General features: G+C 41.0%; 21 protein-coding genes. 5 read left to right on the top strand and 16 right to left on the bottom strand.

The genetic code is table 11. From position 1 onward, the window contains the following. Positions 1–25 precede the first annotated feature (25 nt). Together addA and addB are read right to left on the bottom strand one after the other, a co-directional pair. A complete protein-coding gene (gene addA / locus NSQ11_RS05300) occupies positions 26–3,730 on the bottom strand; it encodes a helicase-exonuclease AddAB subunit AddA (protein WP_326114221.1) in 3,705 nt (1,234 codons plus the stop codon). After that, positions 3,708–7,217, bottom strand: coding sequence for a helicase-exonuclease AddAB subunit AddB (gene addB, locus NSQ11_RS05295; protein WP_048001717.1), 3,510 nt, complete (start codon positions 7,215–7,217; stop codon positions 3,708–3,710). The genes addA and addB overlap by 23 nt, the downstream gene beginning before the upstream one ends. A gap of 166 nt (positions 7,218–7,383) precedes the next feature. On the opposite strand from addB, the gene NSQ11_RS05290 reads away from it, so the two are divergent. Then, positions 7,384–7,830 carry a ferritin-like domain-containing protein gene (locus NSQ11_RS05290; RefSeq protein ID WP_007499129.1) on the top strand — a complete coding sequence of 149 codons (447 nt, stop codon included), beginning with the start codon at positions 7,384–7,386 and terminating at the stop codon, positions 7,828–7,830. 191 nt (positions 7,831–8,021) lie between these two features. Here the strand turns inward: NSQ11_RS05290 and NSQ11_RS05285 are convergent, their stop codons facing one another. The 3 genes from NSQ11_RS05285 to NSQ11_RS05275 are packed head-to-tail and all read right to left on the bottom strand — an operon-like array spanning position 8,022 to position 9,744. Next, entirely contained in the window at positions 8,022–8,432 is a 411-nt protein-coding gene (locus NSQ11_RS05285; protein ID WP_008348626.1) for a DoxX family protein, read from the bottom strand. Positions 8,433–8,489: 57 nt separating this feature from the next. Next, entirely contained in the window at positions 8,490–9,329 is an 840-nt protein-coding gene (locus NSQ11_RS05280; protein WP_212338930.1) for a M56 family metallopeptidase, read from the bottom strand. Next, positions 9,322–9,744 (bottom strand): BlaI/MecI/CopY family transcriptional regulator, encoded by a 423-nt coding sequence (locus NSQ11_RS05275; protein WP_007499135.1) that lies wholly within the window; start codon positions 9,742–9,744, stop codon positions 9,322–9,324. The genes NSQ11_RS05280 and NSQ11_RS05275 overlap by 8 nt, the downstream gene beginning before the upstream one ends. Positions 9,745–10,020: 276 nt before the next feature. Here NSQ11_RS05275 and NSQ11_RS05270 point away from each other — a divergent pair, with 276 nt between their 5' ends. Then, positions 10,021–11,163: an AbrB family transcriptional regulator gene (locus NSQ11_RS05270; RefSeq protein ID WP_335357734.1), complete on the top strand. Its 1,143-nt coding sequence runs from the start codon at positions 10,021–10,023 to the stop codon at positions 11,161–11,163. Between the two features lie 35 nt (positions 11,164–11,198). On the opposite strand, the gene lepB is transcribed toward NSQ11_RS05270, so the two are convergent. Together lepB and NSQ11_RS05260 are read right to left on the bottom strand one after the other, a co-directional pair. After that, a complete protein-coding gene (gene lepB / locus NSQ11_RS05265; protein WP_007499139.1) occupies positions 11,199–11,711 on the bottom strand; it encodes a signal peptidase I in 513 nt (170 codons plus the stop codon). After that, on the bottom strand, positions 11,711–12,328 hold the full coding sequence (locus tag NSQ11_RS05260; RefSeq protein ID WP_017366969.1) for a TVP38/TMEM64 family protein: 618 nt from the start codon (positions 12,326–12,328) through the stop codon (positions 11,711–11,713). The genes lepB and NSQ11_RS05260 overlap by 1 nt, the downstream gene beginning before the upstream one ends. Positions 12,329–12,487: 159 nt before the next feature. Here NSQ11_RS05260 and NSQ11_RS05255 point away from each other — a divergent pair, with 159 nt between their 5' ends. Together NSQ11_RS05255 and NSQ11_RS05250 are read left to right on the top strand one after the other, a co-directional pair. Beyond that, positions 12,488–12,850 carry a hypothetical protein gene (locus NSQ11_RS05255; RefSeq protein WP_008348633.1) on the top strand — a complete coding sequence of 121 codons (363 nt, stop codon included), beginning with the start codon at positions 12,488–12,490 and terminating at the stop codon, positions 12,848–12,850. Positions 12,851–12,935: 85 nt separating this feature from the next. Next, complete coding sequence (locus tag NSQ11_RS05250) at positions 12,936–13,370, top strand: enoyl-CoA hydratase (protein WP_116306680.1); 435 nt, start codon at positions 12,936–12,938, stop codon at positions 13,368–13,370. Positions 13,371–13,404: 34 nt separating this feature from the next. On the opposite strand, the gene NSQ11_RS05245 is transcribed toward NSQ11_RS05250, so the two are convergent. From NSQ11_RS05245 to NSQ11_RS05215, 7 genes are all read right to left on the bottom strand, one after another. Then, positions 13,405–14,361, bottom strand: coding sequence for an LCP family protein (locus NSQ11_RS05245; protein ID WP_007499147.1), 957 nt, complete (start codon positions 14,359–14,361; stop codon positions 13,405–13,407). Positions 14,362–14,500: 139 nt separating this feature from the next. Further along, on the bottom strand, positions 14,501–15,445 hold the full coding sequence (locus NSQ11_RS05240) for a siderophore ABC transporter substrate-binding protein (protein ID WP_079919113.1): 945 nt from the start codon (positions 15,443–15,445) through the stop codon (positions 14,501–14,503). A gap of 22 nt (positions 15,446–15,467) precedes the next feature. Further along, complete coding sequence (locus NSQ11_RS05235) at positions 15,468–16,226, bottom strand: ATP-binding cassette domain-containing protein (RefSeq protein WP_019743341.1); 759 nt, start codon at positions 16,224–16,226, stop codon at positions 15,468–15,470. After that, positions 16,217–17,167 (bottom strand): iron chelate uptake ABC transporter family permease subunit, encoded by a 951-nt coding sequence (locus NSQ11_RS05230; protein ID WP_019743340.1) that lies wholly within the window; start codon positions 17,165–17,167, stop codon positions 16,217–16,219. The genes NSQ11_RS05235 and NSQ11_RS05230 overlap by 10 nt, the downstream gene beginning before the upstream one ends. Continuing rightward, the gene (locus NSQ11_RS05225) at positions 17,160–18,110 is read right to left on the bottom strand and encodes an ABC transporter permease (protein WP_017366964.1); all 951 of its coding nucleotides are present in this window, start codon (positions 18,108–18,110) and stop codon (positions 17,160–17,162) included. Before NSQ11_RS05225 ends, NSQ11_RS05230 begins: the two co-directional genes overlap by 8 nt. Positions 18,111–18,268: 158 nt before the next feature. After that, a complete protein-coding gene (locus tag NSQ11_RS05220; RefSeq protein ID WP_025207101.1) occupies positions 18,269–18,547 on the bottom strand; it encodes a barstar family protein in 279 nt (92 codons plus the stop codon). A 62-nt stretch (positions 18,548–18,609) separates the two neighbouring features. Beyond that, positions 18,610–19,779 (bottom strand): MFS transporter, encoded by a 1,170-nt coding sequence (locus NSQ11_RS05215; RefSeq protein ID WP_342501288.1) that lies wholly within the window; start codon positions 19,777–19,779, stop codon positions 18,610–18,612. A 143-nt stretch (positions 19,780–19,922) separates the two neighbouring features. On the opposite strand from NSQ11_RS05215, the gene NSQ11_RS05210 reads away from it, so the two are divergent. Continuing rightward, a complete protein-coding gene (locus NSQ11_RS05210; protein WP_025207099.1) occupies positions 19,923–21,362 on the top strand; it encodes a PLP-dependent aminotransferase family protein in 1,440 nt (479 codons plus the stop codon). A gap of 30 nt (positions 21,363–21,392) precedes the next feature. On the opposite strand, the gene NSQ11_RS05205 is transcribed toward NSQ11_RS05210, so the two are convergent. Together NSQ11_RS05205 and NSQ11_RS05200 are read right to left on the bottom strand one after the other, a co-directional pair. Further along, a complete protein-coding gene (locus NSQ11_RS05205; RefSeq protein WP_046343108.1) occupies positions 21,393–21,875 on the bottom strand; it encodes a hypothetical protein in 483 nt (160 codons plus the stop codon). A 301-nt stretch (positions 21,876–22,176) separates the two neighbouring features. Continuing rightward, positions 22,177–23,283, bottom strand: coding sequence for a D-TA family PLP-dependent enzyme (locus NSQ11_RS05200; protein ID WP_144626466.1), 1,107 nt, complete (start codon positions 23,281–23,283; stop codon positions 22,177–22,179). Positions 23,284–23,395 lie beyond the last annotated feature (112 nt).

Here is a 23,395-nt window from a genome sequence, read left to right as displayed (position 1 = left end):
GTGATTCACCTCTCATTCATTCCACCTATAAAGAAATTTCTAGATTTCCATCAAAGAAATAAAGGATTTTCTCCTCTAATGTTCTGTTTGTTAAACGTTCTACCGCTGCTGTATACAACGATATTTGCGTTTCATAGCGTTTTTTTAATATCGCCTCAGCTTCCTCTAATCCACCTGAGAATCTGCCAGTCACTCGATCTGTTTTATAATCAAGTAAATAGAGCTTGCCATCTGCTTCAAATAAACAATCAATCATTCCTTGAATGAGCACAGGTTCACCTTCTGCATCAATATGGCTGTATACCTCTTTAACCGGTAAAACCATACTAAACGATACTTCTCGTTTCACCCAGTCCGCTTTCCGCAGTTTTTGACCAATAGCAGTAGAAAAGAAGGCCACAATTCCTTCTCGATTGATGGACTGGATTTGTTCATCTGTTAGTAAGTCTTTCTCTTTTAAAGAATGGAGCAGCTCTTCTACACGAGATTCATCATATGGTTCATTTGAAGGAAGAGGGATATGCTGCATGACTGTATGCATGGCCGTCCCTTGTTCTGCGGCTGTGAGTGTTTTTTTCTTCATAAAAGCCGGTCGTTCGTACAATGTCGCACGAGCTTTTCGAACGGAAGAAGGCACACTGTATTCATCCTGTATTTCTTTCATTCTTTTGATCTCAGAAACTGACTGCTTTGTCCCTACTTGGGAGGCCGCTAAATATGGATAACGCCATGTAAGTCTTTTTTTTACTTCCTCCTCGTAATCGCCATATCCTTGAACAGGCACACCTTCCATTAATGCTTGTACCACTTCGTCTTGTTTTTGTTTTTCAAGTGACATGTCTTCTTTTAGAAGATCGGACGCTTGATGAAAGGTGATAGAAAATGATGATGGATGCGAGAGAACGACTTCTCTCGATTCTTCTAAAAGAGAAGACATCGCTTGATGACGGATAAGGGCTGGGCCAATAAAATCTAAGTATGTTCTCGCTTGATATCGTTCAAAATCAGGAAGAAGCCAGTCATCTCCGTTTGCGGCATTTTGCCACTTGCTTAAAGCTTTCACTTGATTTTTGACAGAGCCGACTAAAAATAACTTTTCCTTCGCCCTTGTGAGCGCCACATATAGAACCCTCAGTTCTTCAGATAATAGTTCTTTTCTCATCTTTTTTTTCATCGCGATCAGCGGTAAGGTTGCATAACTAATTCTCAGCTCAGGATGAATATATTTGCTGCCAAAACCTAATTCTTTATCGAGCAAATAGGACTGGTTTAAATCCATCATGTTAAAGTTCCTGCCAAGTCCTGCAGTAAATACAACAGGGAATTCGAGTCCTTTACTGCTATGAATGGTCATCATGCGGACAACATCCTCTGTTTCACTGAACGTTTTTGCCGCTCCAAGATCATCTCCACGCTCTTGCATTCTTTCAATAAATCGAAGAAATCGAAACAGTCCTCTAAATGCAGCCTTTTCATACTGTTTCGCTCGATCATATAAAGCCCGAAGGTTTGCCTGTCTTTGCTTACCTCCTGGCATCCCGCCGACATAATCTAGATATTGTGTATCTCGGTACACTTCCCAAATCAGTTCTGCTACCGAATGCTGAATCGAAAAATCACGCCATTTGCGTAATTGAAGGAAGAAACGCTCCAGCTTTTTGCACGTCGGATGATCAGAGTGTGTCACACTCATAAATGCCTTCACAGCGTCATAATAAGTGCCTTTTTTATCACTGGTTCTAATCAGTGCCATCTCATTTTCGTCTAAATGAACAAGAGGTGACCTTAAAACAGCAGCAAGCGGAATATCTTGATATGGATTATCAATCACTTTTAACAAAGAAAGAATGACAGATACTTCTGTAGCTTCAAAATAACCTGAGGAAAGATTCGCATAAACAGGGATTCCCTGCTTCTTCAACTCTTCCATCATTTGCGGAGCCCACGGCATTGATCGAAGCAAGATCACAATGTCTCGATACTGCAAGTTGCGGGTCAACTGCTGTTTTGCATCGTACACTTGAAAAGGCTGTTCTACCAATTCTTTTATTTTCTTTGCAATCACTCTCGCCTCAAATTGAACCGTCTCTAGCTCTTCTCGTTCTTCATCGCTTTCTGTGTCGTGCTGATCTAAATGAACAAGAAGCATTTCTGTCGACGTGTCTTCGCTTTGCGGATAACTCGCTCCAAGCTTTAATTCAGCTTGTTCATCATATTCAATTTCTCCAACCGTTTCTCCCATCAGCTGTTTGAACAGAAAGTTGGTACTGTCTAAAACATCAGCCCGGCTACGGAAGTTTTTATTTAGATCAATTCTTTTACCTGTTTCATTGCTGTCTTCTTTAAATTGTTTATATTTATTTAAAAAGAGCATCGGCTCTGCAAGTCTAAAGCGATAAATGGACTGCTTCACATCACCAACCATAAAGCGGTTGCCTTCGGCAGGATGTTTTCCTTTAGACACGAGCTTTAAAATCGTTTCTTGGACAAGGTTTGTATCCTGGTATTCATCCACGAGTACTTCTTCAAATTGCTGTTGATAGTACTTAGCCGCTTCTGTTTCAATGAGATTTCCTTCTGCGTCCTGCTTCGCTAAAATGCGCAAACAATAATGTTCTAGATCAGAAAAGTCTACGATTGATTTTTCTTGTTTTGCTCTCTCGAAACGCTCTCCATATTGAATCACAAGCTCTACAAGTGTTTCTACAACTGGCTTCATTTCAGCCAAGCTTTTTAAATGCTGATCGGGACTGCGCATAAAGTATTCATCTTTTAGCTTTTCTAATTGTTTTTTGGCTTGATTGCGTGCATCTGTTGCTTTTTCTAACAGAGCCGGGTCATAGTCATCCCCTTTGCAAGTCTTTAACCTTTTAAAATTGATGTTTGGCAAAAGCTCATAAAGTGTTCCAAAATCATCTTGATGCCTTATTAATTCATTTACTTGCTCTAAATCATCTATAAAATTCTCTGCTCTCGGTGCTGGACCGCCCGGCTCTTTTGATAAAGTGAGCGCTTGTTCCAGCAGTTCCTGACAGCTTCTTAAAACGAGAGAAAGGTCCTCTTTGATATATGGATAAAAGGGTAACTCTTCTACCTTTGTCTGTGTATCCACATCATAAAGAGAAAGGAATGCCCGCATCCATTGTTCGGGCGCTGGATGTGACCTAGAAAACTCATAAATTCTTTTGACAAGCCATTGAAGATCTAAATCATGCCGATCAGATGTGTAACGATCAACGAGTTCAAAGAATGACGGCTTTCCAGCCTTATACTCATCCTCAAACAGTTCATCTAACACTTCATCTCCTAATAATTCTCCTTCTGTTTGATCAGCCAAACGAAAACCTGGATCAAGGTCAATCTTATAATAAAAGGTACGGAGAACTTGCAAACAAAAGGAGTGCAAGGTAGAAATATTGGCACGATTCATAAGTGACAGCTGTCTCCGCATATGAAGGGAACCAGGGTTTTTAGATAGTTCTTTTTCAAGTGCTTCAGTGATCCGGTGCTTCATTTCTGCTGCTGAAGCATTGGTAAAAGTCACTACGAGCAGCCTGTCCACATCAACTGGCTGCTCCGGCCGAGTCATTTTTCGAATGAGCCGTTCAACCAAGACCGCTGTTTTCCCTGACCCTGCCGCCGCAGCAACAAGAATATCTTGTCCTTCTGAAACGATGGCGTTCCATTGGTCATCTGTCCAAGTACTGTTATTCGGTTTTGGTATTTGCATACTGATCCCCTTCTTTTTTGATCCGGTCTAACATGACATCATCCTTCTCAGAGGTGAGCACCCTAAATTCATTATCTTCTATTGATTCATCAAATTGGCAAATAGACTTAAAGGAGCAAAAACGGCAAGGGGTTTGATCCTTTAATTTATATGGGTTTATCTCTACCTCACCGCTTGTAATTCTTTCTCCTGCCTCTTCAAAGGTTCGCCGAACGTGTTTTGTGAGAATGTGAAAATGATCTTCACTTAATACCGCAGAGTCAGATCGGAAAGAACCATCCTTTTTCAAACCAGCTTGGATGACTTGTGATCTTCCTGATTCGAGTGTTTGATCCATCAACTTCACTGCTTCCACATCTTCGAGCAATAGACCCTTCATTTTAAATTTCTTCAATATTTCCTGCTCAATTGCATCCTCTGCTAGCGGAATAGGCGCTTGAATCAGCGGGTCATGAATATGGAAGTATAAAATTCCTGCCGGTGTCGCTTCCATGCCAAGCCATTCTTTAGAATACGTAATGGTCAGGTCTAAATAAGTGAGCATTTGCAAGGCTAAACCGTAGTAAACTTCTGCTAGATCAAGCCCCTTCTCACTGGACTTATAGTCGACAATTCTTAAAAGAAGTCCTTTTGATCCTTCTGCTTTATCCACTCGGTCAATCCTTCCAACAAGCTCCATCGTGCAGCCGTTTTTTAATTGAAAAGTAAACGGCGGCAGAGGTCCTTGACCTCCAAAACCTAACTCAAGTCCAACCGGAGAGAATCCGCTCACTTTTGCATGTTCGCTTAATATAGAAGACACCCTGATGAGGATTTTTTGGAGCTTTTCTTTTATATAAGCATGCCGATTAGAGCTTAATAAAATTTCTTTTTGCAGACGTGGAGCCAGCTGTTCGATTGCATGCCTTGAGTAGGTCACACAATCTTCCTTCGTTAAGTTTTTCCAATCCTTTTTTTGTTCAACAAGCGTATCTGAAATCAGTTTTAAAGCCGAGTGAAAGAGCTGGCCGATATCAGGTGCTTCTAATTTGTAAAATTGTCGATCTTTTAGTTTTAGCCCGTGGGAAGCAAAATGAGAAAATGCACATGCATTGAATTTCTCCATTCTTGAAACACTGCCCTGAATATGGTCACCGTAAAGTTCTTTTGTGACATTTGGCTTTAAACGCTTCGCTCTATTTGTAAAGAACAAGCTGGACATGATTTTTTTTGATACGTCGCGGTTGGACGAGGTCATCAAATGATTATATACACTCCACCATACGCCGCTGATCGGATATTGATTGAGCCATTGTTGCAGCTGCGAAACGGTATAGGATAACGAGACATGCTCGTTTGTTACAAATTTTAATTGCTCCTGATCATTCAACTGCTCTGGATCTAACACATAGAGGGCTTGCTGATGGTTTGGCATCAGTTCCTCACAATACTTGATGAGGGTCGAAGGCAAAAGAGATCGCCCTTCCGTATCTGAAGCTGAATAGGATAAATACAGGTAGTGCGATGGACTGGACAGCGCTTGATAAATCAAAAATTGTTCATCCAGCAGCCGTTCCTTCCCTGTCTCTGCCAGCTCTGCTCCTGCACGTTTTAACCATTCCCGGTCGTCCTCAGACAATACACTTTCATCAGAGGGCCGCGCAGGTATAACCCCATCATTTACTCCAATGAGAAACGTACACTTTACTTGATACATTCTGGATAAATCCATACTTCCGATAAACACTTGGTCAAGTGAAGGGGGAATCAAAGCGAACTTGAGAGAGGACAGTCCTGTATCCATCATCTGTTGAAATAATGGAAATGAGAGCTCCTCCTCGCCCAGCATTTCAACAAATTCATCCATTAATTGAATGACAGCATCCCATACTTGCCCATGCTGCATCGCTTCAGCTAACCTGCCTGCTTCTTCTGCCTCAAGCCTTGCCTTTTCAAGCTTTTCTGGCACTTGGGCTTCTTCTAGAAAGACATACACTGCCTCCACCATGTCTCTTAGCTTTTGCGCTTTTTTCAATCTTTTTTGCAATTGAAAGAGAGGTGGAACAATCCATTCTTTTACATCATTCAGCATTTGCTCCATTTCTATTTCTTGATCGGTTTGTCCAAAATCTTCATCTAGTGATTGGAAGCGGCGATAATGAAATCGTGAACCATTCGTCCAGCGTTCACCTTTTACACCGTAAGCAATACAATAGTTTTCAAGCTGATCTGCCTGTTCTCTTGCTTTGTTTTTGGCGAGTTCAAGCGGAAATAAGAACTCCGTTTTCACACAGCGAAACACCGCCTCATACCGCCAGTTCCCTTTTATGACATCGAGGCTCGAACGAATGAACTCAATGAGCGGATGATACTGCATCGATTCATTTCCATCAATAAAGAAAGGAATATCGTAATCTCGAAACACCTCTTTTAACGTATCTTTATAGTCGTCTACATGTCTTGCAACAATTGAGATATCTCGTAACCTAAGACCTTCCCCTCTTACTAAATCAAGAATATCTCTCGCTACTCCCTCAATTTCAGCTCGTTTATTTGCACTTTTCGATACGGTAAGGTGAGGCGTTTCTTCTTGATACGGCTGCAAAGGTCTCTGTTCATATTGATTTTCTAAATAAGCTAGATCTTGGGTATGAAGATGCCGCTTATTTCTCTCCAAAATGTTCTCAGAAATAGCCGCTCCGCACTCTTTTGCCAGCTGATAAAGCTGGGAATATGTCTTACCTGTCATGCGAAATAAATCAAGTTCATTTGGCTGCGTGTCATGATAGGAACGATCCACTGTGAATGCAGCTGTTATTTTTTCTGCATGTAGCAAAAGCTGTTCAATGACAAGAAGCTGTTGGGGGGTAAACTGATAAAAACCATCTATATAAATGTGTGCCCCTCTCAATTCTTCTGATAAAGGAATTTGCTGAGCCAGAAGTGTCAAGTAATCCTCTGAATGCACATACTCATCTTGCAGATGCTGCTCCATCTGCTGATAAAGAACATGAAGATCATGCAATTTTTCCGCCGCACGTCTTTCTTCTGTATACTCTGAATGCATGCTGGATGCCGAGATTTTTTCAATATCCTCTGGCATCATACAGTACCTTTTGAATTCAGCCATCGTCTTTTCTATTTGCTCAACAAATCCCGGTTTATCACTCGCCTTTTTGAATACCTTAAACTTGTCTTTCTGTTCTTCTATTACTTTTCTTAAGAGCATTTGAATCCCTGTGCTTGTGACAAATTGACGGTTCGCACCGCCAGTCTGCTGTAATATAGACCAGGCAAGCCGAGTAAAACTAAAGACTTTGGCCCTGATCATTCCACCAGCTTCAGATGTTTTTGCAAGCTCATATTCCATTAAAAATGTCATTTGATCCGGGACTAAAAAAATGATTGGCGGACCCAGCGGATCAAGCCGAAGTTGTTCTTTGATTTCTTCTAGAATTGCAGTCGTTTTTCCACTCCCCGATCTGCCTGCTAAAAACTGAATCTCCACGTTCCACAACACCTTTCTTATGTACTCATATTCTAGCGAAAATAAAGGTAAATAGCTATTTTCCTATCACCTTCCCTTTCTCCTCCAATTGAAAAGAAAATAGGCACCTTTCCCGACTCTTTTCATATCATAAACCATCATGATCTAAAAGGAGGCTGGCAATATCATGTATTACGGTTATTATGACTACTCGCCATATGACATGCGCCAAAACACAAGGATCATTGCAGACCTTGAAAAGGCCATCAATGGCGAATATTCTGCGATCCAATGCTATGAAAAACTTGCACAAAAAGCAAAAAATCCTGAAGCGAAAAAAATCATTCAAGAAATACGTCAGGATGAAGTCAGACATTATCAGCTATTTACAAAGCTATACTATTCTTTGACTGGTAAAAACCACAAACCAAGCATAACAGAGCCTTGTCCAGACCAATTTAGGGAAGGTCTCTTATTTGCCTTTAAAGACGAACAAAAAACAGTCGATTTTTACTTAACGGTATCAGACTATGTCCGTGATCAAGGAACAAAGGAATTAATGAAGCGTATTGCTCAAGATGAACAGCAGCATGCTGTCTGGTTTCTATATCTTTTAACGCACCATGTTTCTTAGTTACCCCTATTTTAATAGGAGATCGTATGTTCCGTCAAAAAATGAAATTGCTTTTTTGCTCATTCAATATGTGAAATAAAGGGCTGTCATCATCAAAACGACTCTTCGCTTTTCCTTTTTTAATGATAAAACGACCTTTTGACCATAAAAAAACTCCTCTGCTACAAATCGCAGAAGGAGTTTTTTGTTATTTAATGAAATTTTGCTTCATTGCTTTGCTGCTGTTGTTTTAACAATCCATCAATCGATAGCATCTTGCTGCCACTAAGTGTCAAGTAAAGCGCCATGACCATTAAAGAAAGTTCAAATTCATAACCGCCCACAAATCCTCTTGCAAAACCAACTGTGATAATGGCTACAGCCATAATTGGCACAAATAAAGCTGCGAAAAGACGTGTGCCTAAACCTAGAATCAGGGCAATTCCACCAACCAGTTCAATTGTTTTGACAATATAGGCCATAAATTCAGGAACACCAATTTGACCAAAAAATGCAGCAGTGCCTCCTAGTCCACCTTGATATGCTTGAAGCCCATGTAAAAAGAAAATAATGCCTAAGATGACGCGTACAAAAAGTGTTCCTATTTCTTGATTTGTTTTCATATAGTGATTTCCTCCCATTTTTACACTACATCATGTAATGTTCATTCGTAAAAAAAATTAGTAATTTAAGTTGAGCATAATCATTAAGACCAACATGAGGATGGTTGATGTCACAATTGGGATAAGTGGTACATTGAACGGTATGTTGTATGTTGGGTTTAAGATTTTTTGGATTCTTAAATTCAATGCTCGGTCTCCAAAGGACACGGCAAATTTCGTTTGTTTTTGAAACTGGGTTCTATTTTTAATGAGTTTCAAAAGGGCTTGCCCTACTCCAAGCTCAGTCCCTGTCTGCTGAATGGCATAGTCATCTGCAATGACTTCACGAAAAACGGAGTAACTTTGTCTCATATGCTTTAACACAGGAATGTACCAAATCACTTTTGTGAGCATAGAGAAAGCGAAAGTCTTTAAAGGATCGTAGCTGTATTTGTGATGTAATTCGTGATAGACAACCGCATCGATTTCTCCTTCATCCAGCATGTCTATAAGCGCTGTTGAGAGATACACTTTTGGCCGAAGCATCCCCATTGCGAAAGCAAGCGGTTCATGGCAATGAAACACAATGATCTCATTTCTATACTTGTCTGATAGACTTTGCGTTGAATGTTGATCGACTGCCATCATCATATTTCTTTTGAAATGAAGATACTTTCTGATCTGCTTTGTCATATAGAAAACGGCAAAACCAAGCGTATACAAGACGAACGCATCCAGAAAATACTTTAAAGGAGTGAATCCATAAAATTCGAGAACAGATTGACATACATGGATCAGGTTATATGCTTGATTCCAGCCAAAAAAGCTTGAGAGTACATAATAGCCCATCTGGTAAAAGATCACTAAGCCAATCAATATACCGCCTAAAAACAGCAGACTCGACTTCATTTTAATCATGTCGTTTCTCCTCTTTTTTGGATGCAAGCCTTGCTTCGAGTACCTTCAGTAATTCAGGATCAGCACTTTCAATTGCGTCCACCATATGATTGACTGCAAGGGGGCCGAAATCATCCATCAGTCCTTGAGTAATCCATTTCGTTTGCTCATTTAGAAATTCTTCTTTTGTTAAAACAGGGTTATAGATAGATGAACGCCCTTTTGTTTTCTTTTCCACAATTCCTTTTTCGGTTAATCGATTGAGTACCGTCATGACCGTGTTGAAATTAATTGGCTTCTCATCTGACAGCTTCTGCTGTACCTCTTTAATCGGCATATCCTCACCTTGATAAAGGATCTCCATAATCCTTCCTTCTAAAGGACCGAAAAAGCGGTTCAATCCCTTTTCGTTATATTTAAAAGAAGGAATTTTCATGTCATCACCTCACACTATGTAGTGTAGTGTAATTGAAAATGATAGTCAACTGATAACAAAAATAGGGGAAAATCGTTGTATATTGTATTTGTTTTTGGCAAAAATTATATGTCATTTATATCAAAAACAATCTTTTTTCTAACAGAGTTAACCATAAGATAATCTTATGAAAATACTAAAAAAATTCGTATTTTATTTATAGAGACTTTTGTATTATAGTGAAGATAACAACATTTCACTTACTGAACAAATATACAGGAAGAAGGTTTATATGTGATGAAGCAAGGAAACAGCCTTCGAACCGATCTCATTTTGATTGCGGTAAGCGGTTTAGGTGGATTCCTTTTGTCTCTAACAGGGATGTCTATCGGCTGGATGATTGGCACATTAATGACAGCTGCATTTATTGCCCTGCGCCGTCCCGCCCTGTTTCAGCGTAAAGGAAAGAATACCTTACGTATTCACAGTAGATGGCTACTCCTTGGTCAATTCATTCTCGGAATCGAACTAGGACAAAAAATGAACATGAAAGTCCTTCACATTTTCGCTGAAAATTGGCTTCCCGTGAGTTTCATGCTCGTCTTTTCTATTTTATTAGCCATGCTCTCCGGGTTTGTCTTATGGAAGCTGAGTAAAACAGATATGCTGACCAGCTTTGTCGGCACTGCCCCCGGCGGTCTTTCCGCTATGCCGGGCATCGCCCAAGAGGTTGGAGCAAATACAGCTGTAGTGAGTCTTGTACAAACGATACGTGTGTTAATGGTCGTACTGACCATTCCATTTACGGTATTTTATTTAAATACAAAAAGCCAATCAGATGTGGTAGTCGCCCAAGGCAGCGCCTTCTCATCAGGCGTTTTCACAATATCAAACATTTCTTGGACTGCTGCACTCATTTTAGGGGCATGGCTGATGTCTCGCCTAGCCGTGCGTCTTCACTTTCCCGCCCCTTGGCTCATCGGCAGTATGTTAGGTGTGGCAGCTCTCCAAGTAGGGGCAGGCGCCTTGACAGGTCATGATTTTATTCCTTACTGGCCAGCCCAAGCAAACATTGCGTCACAGGTATTTCTAGGGGCAACCATCGGGTCAAAAATGAATAAACAAATGTTTGTCGGGTTAAAAAATACCTTGATTGTGGCAGTCGTCAGCTCAGCCGGATTGATTGCTGCGACCGTTCTCAGTTCAATTGCCATTGCAGAAATAACAGGTATTTCTGTCATTACAGCCATTCTTGCTTTTTCGCCTGGCGGTATTGCAGAAATGGCCACAACAGCTGTTACACTTCATGAGGATTCCACCTTTGTTGTGGCTGTACAAGTCGTTAGAATTATTTTGGTCATCGCCATGTTACCACCGTTTTTTCGATTCTTACATCATGTCTGGGCAAAAAGACAGACTGATTATAAAACCGCTAAATAGAAAGAGCCGCTCTACTTATCCAGAGCGGCTCTTTTTTATTCATCATGATTCCTTTTTACACCGACTACTTGATCCTTTGAGATCGTTCCAAAATGCCGGCTGTCAAAGCTATGTATTCGATTATCTCCGATCACGAAGTAATGATTGTTTTGTATGTTCTGACGACCGGTGATGGCTTTCAGCTGAAAATCACCTGTTAGGACGTTGCCCATTTTATGTTTTTTCTGCTCTTTTAAATACGGCTCTTTCCATTTTACACCATCAACAAACAGTTGATCATCTTCATATTTGATTGTTTCTCCTGGAAGTCCAATGACCCGTTTGATCAAGATTTGATTTTTAGGGCCATGAAATAATACATAGTCAAACCGGCTAATTTTCGTGAGTTTTGGCGAGAACTTGTTAATTAATAATTCTGTTCCATCTGTAAATGTAGGGTCCATACTAACCCCTTCTACTTTGTACGTGACAAACATGAAATTCTTTACTTGGAACAACAAGACGATGCATGTAATAATCATGAACCATAGCAATGGCTTCTTTTTCATTAAGAGCCTCCTTTGTCCTCACGCTGACTCATCCGAATATTCAACCTATTTTCTACTCTCTTTCCAACATACCATAATAAAGCAATGACTAGAACCGCAAAAACACTTCTTAACGGATTCTTTACTAAAGCTGAAATGTCATAGCCGATAAAACTAATAATAAAGAGCATGACACACTTCCCTGATAAAGCGGCTAATGAGAACTGCCAGACGCTGATTCTTGATAGACCTGCTACGACATTAACGGCAGCAGACGGTGTAAAAGGAAAGCAGAGTAAAATAAACAACGGACCAAATCCCCGCTTTTCAACCCAAAGCATTAGCTTTTGAATAGAAGGGTGTCTGCTAATAAAGTTCAGCATCCTCATCTGTCCAAATTTTCTGATCAGTAAAAAGACAAGGATAGATCCTGCACTTGCACCAATCCAGGTCAATAAAAAGCCTTCCCATAGCCCAAAAGCATTTGCATTGGCCACCGCAAATGCCACGAGAGGTAAAAACGGTAGAAATGCTTCTATTAAAGGGAGTAATATAGCCACAATGGGTCCAAAAGCCTTGTAGCTTTCAAAAAATGATGTGATATTTTCATGAGTAAATATAGAAAGAAATAATGGCAACTTGTTTGACTCCTTCAAGGTTTGTCTATCTTTCATTTTACATGGAAAACATAAAAATATACAAATGAATCCCTCTCAGCCCCCCCTTGAGATTTTTTAACTCATCCGATATAATAAATAAGAACAAATGTTCTATATATAAAGAAAGCAGGCATGGACATGACGAGATTATCAAGCGTACAACTTCAGATGATGGAACAAGCCATCTTTCTTCCAATGGTCATCTCCATCCTCAATCGTGATTTGACGCACCTTAAAAAACATCAAACATTCAAACTAAATGAACCATATATTCAGCTAGTCACCTCTTCATTAAAAGAAGCACAAAAAGCCCTTTATCAACTGAAACAACAGTTACGTAAAGAAAAAATGAACGTACAGCAAATTGAACACGATGAAGGATTTACGACATATTTATTTCTGATCAATGGCTATGAAGAAAAGCATAAATATTTTAATCCCCGTATACGTCATCGTGTAGAGGAAATGCTCACCCATTATTTCCTCCATTCAGGAAAATAATATGGTTATATTTTACATTTATAGAAGGAACTCTTCACTTTTTGGCGAATTGATTATTATACCAAAAATTAGGAGGTTCCAACTCATGTTCAAAAAAATAACAGCACTTACCTTAGCAGCAGGATTACTTGTGCCAAGCACAGTGTCAGCATTAGAACCACTGCAAACAGGAAAACAAGCCCCAGCAGCATCTACACAAATAACAAGTGTAGCCTATACAACGGTTTCTATCGTTGGAAAACGAGTAAAGTTTGAAGTGAAAGCACTCGAAAATCCTTTCAACATGAATTACTATAATCGAATTGCTTGGACGAGTACGGACGAAGAGCCAAGTGTATTCAATGACAATATTCTATCGGTCATTGTCGCTAAAAAAACCGGACAGGCTTATCAAGTCTTTTCATACGAAGCGCTCACTTCGGTAAAGGACAAGATTGAATCAGGTCAAAAGGTGTATGGCTGGGCGCTTGCTTTAAATGGTGTGTGGTACCCAACGATGCCTGCAACCCTCTACTATTAAAAAAAGCCTGCCATAGCGGCAGGCTCTTTCTCCATTATGACAATTCGAGCTGTTTTCTCAGCTCTTGTCTCACTTCTTCTAATCCTGGTCCATCTAACTCAAAGTAATACACATTCCCAGGCTGGTAATCGTGCCCTTTTAACTGAATGGTATCCACTGATTTTAATGAACTCAGTAAAGGGAATAGACCGATCAACTGCTTCATGGATAAATTGGTGGAGACGTTATCCCCAAGTGTATCAATGATGTTGTCATAAGACGGTATGGAAGAAATGGATTTGGATTTTTCAAAGATGGCTTGAAGTGCTTCCATTTGGCGCTTTCCGCGCATGAGATCACTATCTGCCTTTCTCGTTCTCACAAACGCTAATGCTTCTTCACCACTGAGCGTATGCGTGCCTGTTTCCACATGAACTTTTCCTTTTGAATCCTTTTCCATTTGTTTTGCAATGCCTTCATCTTCAATCGTTACGTCAATTCCATTTAGCTCATCGACAATGTCTTGAAACGCCTTAAAGTTTCCTGCAATCACATAGTCTACCGGGATGTTTAACAAATTCTCTACCGTTTTGACTGATAAATCTGCACTCCCAAACGCATGGGCGTGAGCAATTTTATCATATCCTCTCCCCGGTATATCAACATAAGAATCACGAGGAATACTTAGGAGCTTGATCGTTTTGTCTGTTCGATTCACCGTCGCCAGTAAGACCGCATCACTTCTTGCTTCGTCTACCGTTTCACCTGGACGGCTGTCAATCCCTAAGAGCAGCACCGAAAAGCTATCCTTTCCTGGATCAAAAGCTTTCACACGCTTTTGCGAGGTCTCTCCTCTTTCTAAAGATACTTGCGCTTTATTCGACGCTTTTGAAATTTTATAGTATGCGTATCCTGTGACAGATACTGCCATGATCATGACAAATGCCATGATAAACAGCACGACTTTCACCCAAGGTCTTAGCCTTCTTTTTGATCTTGTTTTCTCCTTCATCCTTTCCGAACCCTCACTCTATCTTAGTCTCACAATGTAGGTTCCACTATAACATATTTTGATGAAAGTTTCCTGCATGCAACATATTTTTATGTATCCACAATAAAAAAGCTGCTCAAAATGAGCAGCTTTTCATCCATTACTTTTGTTCAATTCCTTTTTTCACTTCATCAATCATCGCATTCAATGATTCAAGGCCGCCGCCTGCTAAATACCACATGTCAGAGTTTAAATACACCACATGATTGTTTTTAACCGCTTTGACTGATTTCACATAATCATTTTCAACAAGCTGTTTCGCAGACGTTTCTTCTCCAATCGCCGCGCCGCGATCCACGACAAATAAGTAATCTGGGTTCGTTTTGACCATATACTCATACGAAATGCTTTGTCCGTGTTTATCAGATGGCTCTAGCTTTTGATCTGCTGGTGTGATCCCAAATACATCATGGATCAGACCATATCTTGACTTAGGACCAAATGCCGTCATTTTGCTGTCGTTCGCCATGATGACGAGACCATTTTTCTTTAACTCTTTGGCTTGTTTCTTTAATGAAGCCACTTTTTGGTCAATGGCAGAAAGTTCTTTTTTGACTTTGTCTTCCTTATCAAAAATCTTCCCTAATGTTTCAGCATTCTTTTTAAATGAATCCATATAGTTTGCATTATCTACATCCATATAAATCGTCGGAGCAATTTTAGAAAATTCATCAAATGCATCTGCTTGACGGTGCTGAATAATGATCAAGTCAGGCTTCATCTCTGCAATTTTCTCAAAGTTTGGCTCTTTTAACCCGCCGACATTCTCATATTTGTCACTTTCATATTTAGATAAATAGTGAGGAATCACTTGTTTTGGTAAGGCTGTCACGTTGACACCAAGCTTATCAAGTGTATCGAGACTTCCCATATCAAAAACGACGACTTTTTTCGGGTTTTTCTTGATCTTCACACCGTCTTTATTCAACATATCCTTTACTGTTACGGTTTCCTCATTCGTTCCCGCTGTTTTTCCTTGGTTACCACAGGCAGCAAGGACAGCAATCGCTGTTAATACTGTTATCATCCAAATCCATTTTTTCATGATTGATCACCTCTTCATTTTTTCAAGAAAAATATAAGCAAATACGCTCACCACGAATGACTTCGATCGGTATGCGCATGTCATAAATGTGTTCAAGTGCTTCTGTTTGAATCACTTCATCAACGCTTCCTTCTTTGATTACCTGACCCTCTTTTAAGGCGACGATGTGATCTGAATAGACAGATGCAAAGTTAATATCATGGAGAACAACAACAATCGTTTTTCCAAGATCTTTCACGAGCTGCTGAAACAGCTTCATCATTTCAACTGAATGGTTCATATCTAAATTATTTAAAGGCTCATCTAAGAAAATATAATCCGTATCCTGAGCCAGCACCATGGCAATAAAGGCTCTCTGCCTTTGTCCGCCGCTTAGTTCATCTAAATATTGATGCTGGATTTCGACGAGTCTCATGTATTGAAGCGACACATCAATCATGTTCTCATCTTCTTTTGTCAAGCGGCCTTGAGAGTAAGGAAAGCGGCCAAAGCTGACAAGCTCACGAACGGTCAGACGCACACTCATGTGGTTCGACTGCTTCAAGATGCTCATTTTTTTCGCAAGCTCCTGAGGAGAGTACGCACGATAAGGTTTGTCCTCTAAATAAGCTTCCCCAGTATCAGGTTGAATCAGGCGGCTCATGATGGACAAAAGCGTACTTTTGCCTGCGCCATTTGGACCAATGAGAGAGGTCAGCTGTCCTTTTTTTACACTGACAGTTGTTTCGTGAAGCACTGTTTTTCCGTTATATGTCTTACTAACTCCCTTCATCACGACCATGAACGACTCTCCTTTAAAAGTAGATAAATAAAATACAGTCCGCCGACTAAATCAATCAGCACACTAAGCGGTGTTTGAAACGTAAATACCTTTTCCACAAGAAATTCCCCGCCTACAAGCGCAATGACACTAATGAAAAACGAGCCTAATAGCAAGTACGTGTGCCGATATGTACGAAACAGCTCTCTTGCCACATTTACAACGAGTAAGCCAAGAAACGTAATCGGGCCGACGAGGGCCGTCGCAATAGAAACAAGGACGGCAATGACGATCAGCATCTTTTTTGTGATCCCGTCATAGTCAATCCCGAGATTCACAGCCTGTTCCTTTCCTAACGACATGACATCTAATTTCGCGCGGAAGGTCCAAATATAAAGACAAAGCGCCGCAAATAAAAGAGAAGCGAAGAGTAAAATATCTGTGTTCATGTGATTAAAGCTGGCAAAGGACTTGTCCTGTACGACTTGGTATTCATTCGGGTCAATGAGCATTTCCATAAAGGAAGAAAGACTTTTGAACAATGTTCCAAACACAATCCCGACAAGCAGGAGTAAGAAAATATGCTTGTTTTTGCGCTTGAACATGACCGTATAGAGAAGCACAGAAAACAGAATCATTAATCCAACGCAGAGAAAGAAATTCAGGTTCTTATTCGCGATCATCAAGTTGGTCGAACCAAAAAGATAAATAATCGCCGTTTGCAAAAACAAGTAAAGCGCGTCTAACCCTAAAATGCTTGGCGTTAAGATTCGGTTATTGGTCAATGTTTGAAACACAACAGAGGAAAAGGCAATCGCGCCTCCTGTCAAAGTCATGGCAAGCACCTTTTTTAAACGGCTCGGCACTGTGTACTCCCAGTACCCCATTTGAAAGGTGACGAAGATGACAACGAATACGGCTGCAATGGCTGCAATGAGAAATAATGTTCGTTTCTTATGCATAGCGCTTCCTCCTTAATAACATGTACAGGAAGATCGCACTTCCAATAATGCCGACCATAAGCCCGACAGATATTTCATATGGATAAATAATCACCCGTCCGAGCACGTCACATATGAGCACAAAAATGGCCCCTAATAAAGCCGTATGCGGCAGGCTCTTTTTCAAGTGATCCCCTCGGTAGATCGATACAATATTCGGAATGATTAAGCCAAGGAATGGCAGCATGCCAACAGTCAAAATCGTTACAGAAGTAATCATCGAAACAATCACCAAACCAACTGCCATGACACGTTTATACGTTAAACCTAAATTGACGGCAAAGCTCTCACCCATACCAGCCACTGTAAAGCGGTCAGCATATAAATACGCGATGATCAATAGAGGAACACTCACATAGAGCAGTTCATAACGCCCCTGAACAATAAGAGAAAAATCCCCTTGCAGCCATGCGGATACGTTTTGGATCAAATCATATTTATAGGCTATAAACGTGGAAATTGAACTAACAATTCCGCCAAACATTAAGCCGACTAACGGTACGTAGATCGTATCGTTCACCTTAATATGGCGTAGAATTTTTAAGAATAATAGATTGCCAGCTAACGTAAATAAAAACGCAATCGCCATTTTCATCAGCGGGCTTGCCTGTGTAAAAACAAGCATAGCGGTTAAAATACCCAGCTTGGCCCAATCCATTGTTCCTGCAGTCGTTGGAGAGACAAATTTATTTCTCGTCATGCTTTGCATGATAAAACCGCATAAGCTCAGGCTCATGCCAGCAAGCACAATACTCATCAGCCGCGGGATGCGACTTGAAAATAAAGTGTTCATTTGTTCATCTGATAGATGAAACAACTGTAAAAGAGACAGGTCCTGTACTCCGACAAACAGCGACGCACATGCCAAACACACAAACAACAAACTTAATTGGTACAACTTCATACAGGGTTCACACTTTCTATCAAGCTCTCTGCCACAAATGATTATCATTATCAATTAACGGCAGTTCATATATTATCATATTTAGTGAAATATTCAATAGTAGAATGAGAAAGGGTGAAAACTGCATAAAAAAACAGCTTTTGGGATCAGCTGCTTTTTTACACTTCAATATTCAATTGAAACTGCCCTTGCAGTTCCTCTTCAGCCTCTTGAAATAACTGCCGCAAATTCTCTGCATAATCACCAAGCTCGTCTTTGCTTGCTTGATAATGAATCCATGTAAGCTCTACAGGCAAGCTCACTTCTCCTGTTAAACAGTCCCAAAGGGCATCAAGATTTTTCCCGTAATGATCAGGAAGTTGTAACACTGTTTTTAGTTGATCATGAAGCTCCTCTTGTGATCTGCACATCGCTCCATTTAGCTGTACTTTTTTCATTTCCCTCCCCCTCTTCTGTCTTTATTTTAAACGAATTGGAGAGGAAAGAGAAAGAATCCATTTCACTTTTGCCTCTCTCTGAAACTTAAACTAAACAAGATCAGACAGGCTGCCAGCACGAGCATGAAAAAGATCGTTAACACTGTCTGAGTACCGTACATATCAGCAAAGAGACCAACGAACACACTTGGTATGCCAAGACCTAGATACGCAAACAAGTAATATCCAGCAACGGCTCTAGCCGCTTCCTTCTTCCCTTTCTCAACAATCAGCTGGAGACCGCCTAAGTAAGTAAATCCATAGCAAGCTGTGCCCGCTAAAAGAGTTCCAGCAAGGACAAGGAATATAGACCCGCTATTAGCACCGAATAACAGCAGGCCATATCCGCACGGAAGACAAATAAAACCGATACGAAGCGCTGCACTGCTATTCATCTTTCGGACAAAAGGCTGCATCAGAACACCTGCCATATTAATAAAAAACAGCGCCGGGCCTACCCACAATTCATAGCCATTTAATTTAAGCTGTGCTGGCAAAATCGAAATGACAAGACCGCACACAGACCATGCGATAGCAATGGCTATGTTCGCAGGCATTGTCCCTTTTGGAAACCTCGGCATGTTCATGAGCGGTTTACTTGCATCCCCTTGTACAGGCGGCACCAAAAAGAATACAGCAACAATCGTCAACATAATCAAGACCAACACAATCCAATAGCTAAGAGGCGTCAGTGACACTTGCTCAAAAGAAAGAATCGCTGTAAAAAGAGCACCTCCACCAAATCCAATTGAACTGCATAATGCGATAAACGTTGGGATCCAGCCCGATTTCTCTGGATATAAAGCAATCAAGTAGGCAGTACATGTGCCAACACTTAACCCAAGTCCCACTCCTTGCAGCAGCCGGGCGACAAAGAGCATTTGTATGGTCGGATGCACGATCATGAGCAGGGTGGCACATAATGAAAAGCAAAGAGCGATCAATAAAATCGGTTTTCGTCCAGCCCGGTCAGACATGCCGCCAAGTAACAGTAATACTGGAATCAGTCCGAAAACATACGCAGCAAACACAAGGGCTGTTGACGCCTTTCCGTATCCTGCCTGCTCTGCATATTCCGTATAAAGAGGGACTTGCAGGTTCACTGCTGTTGTAATCATAAAAAGGCTAAATAAAACGAACACAAACGGAATCATGGATAGCTGTGCTGTTTCTTCTTTTGATGCAGGAATCATGGGACTCTCTCCTCTGTGTAAATGATATGAACCAGTGTACACATCATTTGGATTTCTTCCCACATCCAAAAATGAAGCTATTGACCAGTCCATAATTCCATGTCATCATCAATGATGACATGACAAAGGAAAGAAGGTGCACTGTGTACATTCATTTAGACCGTTCCAGCTCTACCCCGCTCTGGCAGCAAATCGTCAATGGCATCATTCAAAAAATTCATACAAACACACTGAATCCTGATGATCAGTTGACTCCGACAAGAGTATTAGCACAAGAGCTCAACGTATCTCGATCCACCGTACAGCTTGCCTATGATGAACTGCTAGCAAGAGGCTATGTCAGCACCTCTAGAAGAGGCGGGACAAAGGTCATTTCAAGTAATCACTATGCTGCTTCTCCCCCACATCAAAACGAACCGCCTTTTGCACTTCCGACAAGACCTCACTTTGACGAGGCTGAAAAACAAATGGATCACTGGCTCTCGGCCAATCAATTTCATGACACACTTGAGATTGATTTCCGCCATCAAGAACCAGCCATCGACGACCATTTTCAAAACATATGGAAACGCTCGCTTCTAAAAGCACTACAGCGCTTAAATATGAAGGATTGGGGCTATTCTTCTCCGCATGGATTATGGGAAGTGCGTTCAGAAATTCGCCAATACTTATCGGTTGAACGCGGCATTGATATAGAAGAAGACCAAATGGTGTTAACAGGGGGCACACAGCAAGCCATTGACTTAATTTCACAAGTCATGCTCAAAAAAGGAGATACAGTCGCTGTTGAAGATCCTGGTTTTCCTGGAGCTAGGTTGTCCTTTTTACATCGCGAAATGACTATTTACCCCGCACCAGTCGATGAAGAAGGAATGATGGTGAATACATTGCCAGAACGTACAAAGCTGATCGCTGTAACGCCCTCTCATCAGCGGCCAACCGGTGTCTGTATGAGCGTCAATAGAAGACGGGAGCTGTTGCAGTTTGCTGCGAAGGCTCAATCTTACATATTAGAAGATGATTTTGATGGGGATTATCGTTATCATGGCGGACCGCTTCCTTCTTTATTTTCAGAAGCACCCGATCATGTGATCTATATTGTCAGTTTTTCCAAGGTGCTTGCACCAGGCATCCGCCTTGCTGCCATCATCGGCTCCAAAGCAGTCATCAAAGAAATCGCTGCACTGCAATCACTTATTCAAAGACAGCTGCCGATCATGGAGCAAATCACTCTTGCCTCTTTTTTCAGAGAAGGCGAGTTTACGCGATATGTCAGGCGGATGAGACAGGTGTATAAAAAACGGCAGGCAGCGATGATGGATGCTCTTTTGACACATCACTTTGACAAACACTTCCGTTTATATGGAACCGATACAGGCCTTCACGTCTTTTTGGAAGGAACATCAGACTTTGATGAACAAGGTACGATTGAGGCCGCAAAAGCGGCAGGTGTCGGCATTTATCCATTAAGCCCCTATTGTTATGAAAGCAAAAGGAAAGGGTTGCTGCTTGGTTTTGCCTGTACGGATGAAGCCATGATTCAAGAAGGTGTACGCCGATTAAAGCAAACACTGCACATCTAAAAAAGCCTGGAAGTCTCTCTTCCAGGCTTTTCATTGTGATTGCTGAACGTTTCCCACTTCTTCAATGAAAGAGGCTGTCTCTTGCAATCCATCTTGAAAATATTGAGTGGCTGACATAAACAGCTTTTCTTGATCAGGACGCTTCAACAGCTGCTCTACCTTGCTCATTCCTTTTTCAAATGAAGCAAGACCTGTCTTTAATTGTTTGTCTGCCTTTTGATACACAGCTGGCACTTCTTGATGAGTAAGCCCTTTTTGAATGACACGGTCGAATGCTTTCGTCGCTTTTGTCAATTTTTCATTCACTTGAATTTTTCCGTGTCCATCTGAAATAAATTGATCGGTCATGTTTTCATATGCTTCATTTAACTCATCCATATAACGCTGAACCCATTGTTCATACGCAGCTTCTTTTGTGTTTTGTTTTGAAGGCGGCTGACCTGCTTGATTGCAGGCTGTGAGTAGTGTCACTGTCACGGTAAATAGCAGCATCAAATGCCATCGTTTTTTCATACACGGCCCCCATTTCTCTTTCCCATTTGTTCATATCGGTCAAATATGATCAACTTTTACCTCATACGAACACCTTGCAAGAAATGACTTATTTTTATTGTAACAGACCGCATGTATCACTTCTGTGATTTATGCGGAAATGAATGAAAATCCTTCTAATGGTTCACATTTCCCTGCCATTTCATGATGATACAGTCAATAGACGACGAGAAAGGCACATTTGGTTTCAATCTAATTCATCTTCGCCATTTTTTCTCCAATAAAAAAGACCCCTTTCGGCGCCTTTTATGATCCTACCCATTTATTGCAGCTTTCCTTTACAAGCAATCTCCAGCTCTTCTACCACTTCGCCATCTTGAATGAGGTATGCTTTTTCATGAAGATTCACAGCAGGACAGATGTGATTCGGAATAATTTGCACCTTCTCACCGATCTGTACACTTTGACGAAAGCCTTCATGATAGATAATGGCATGCTCGTCAAATACGCTTGAAACAAATACATCATCATATTCTTTCACTTTGCCTAAGCCCTCTGTTTTGGTCAGCCCTTTTGTACGTGTTTGTGCCGTCAGCCCCTTGGCCCCTACATCTGTAATCACCCGGCGCTCTGTCGGTTTACTAATGACCGTTGTCAGCACAGATGCTGCACAATGTGAATATGTGCCGATTACATTGGACTGGGAAGCGTCCATCAAGATGTATGTGCCTGGCCGTATTTCTGTGACTCCTTTTGGAATATCAAATTGAAATAAAAATGGCGGTGTTGATCCAATACTGACGACCTCTAGCGGCATACCAGCTTCTTCTGCAATCTGCGCAAAACGGAGCGTTCGATTTACAGCCTCCTTGTATAATGTCCGGCAATGTGCTTTACTTTCCGCTTGATACGTATGACCATCATGAGAAAAAATCCCCTTTAAATGAACGGCATCACTTGTTTGAATCGCCTCTAATATGTGGCAGAAATCATGTTCTTCAATGACACCAGACCTTCCCTCTCCAACCTCTATCTCAATTAAAACCTCCGCTTTTTTCTCTGATTCACAAAAGACTTGCTCAATCTGCTTCACATGCTCAACACAATCTATACCGAATGAAATCTGTATCAACTCTGCCAGTTTACGAATCCGCTTGAGTTTAATCTCACCTACAATTTGATTGGCGATAAAAATATCCTTGAGCCCATGGGCTGCCATTACTTCAGCCTCTCCTACTTTCGCCACCGTAATGCCAGATGCACCTTTCTCTTCCTGCAGCTTGGCAAGTGCAGGCGTTTTATGAGTTTTCGTATGAGGGCGCAATTTGACATGCTGACGGTCTGCGTATTGCTGCATCGCCACTACATTCTCCATCATCACCCTTTTATCAATGAGTAGTGCCGGCGTATCCAGTTCTTCATACATCATCCCCATGACCCCTTTCGTTATATAAAAAATTATATGATATAGATAAATTATATATTTTTTTATACGATAATCAATGGTTTTTTCTGCAAAAAAGTGATGACGATGAGTAAGC

The organism is Bacillus sp. FSL W7-1582 (assembly GCF_038593325.1).
GTDB classification, from domain to species: Bacteria; Bacillota; Bacilli; order Bacillales; family Bacillaceae; genus Bacillus; species Bacillus altitudinis.
Note: the sequence above shows the minus strand (reverse complement) of the source record. Positions and strands in the feature narration are given on the sequence as shown.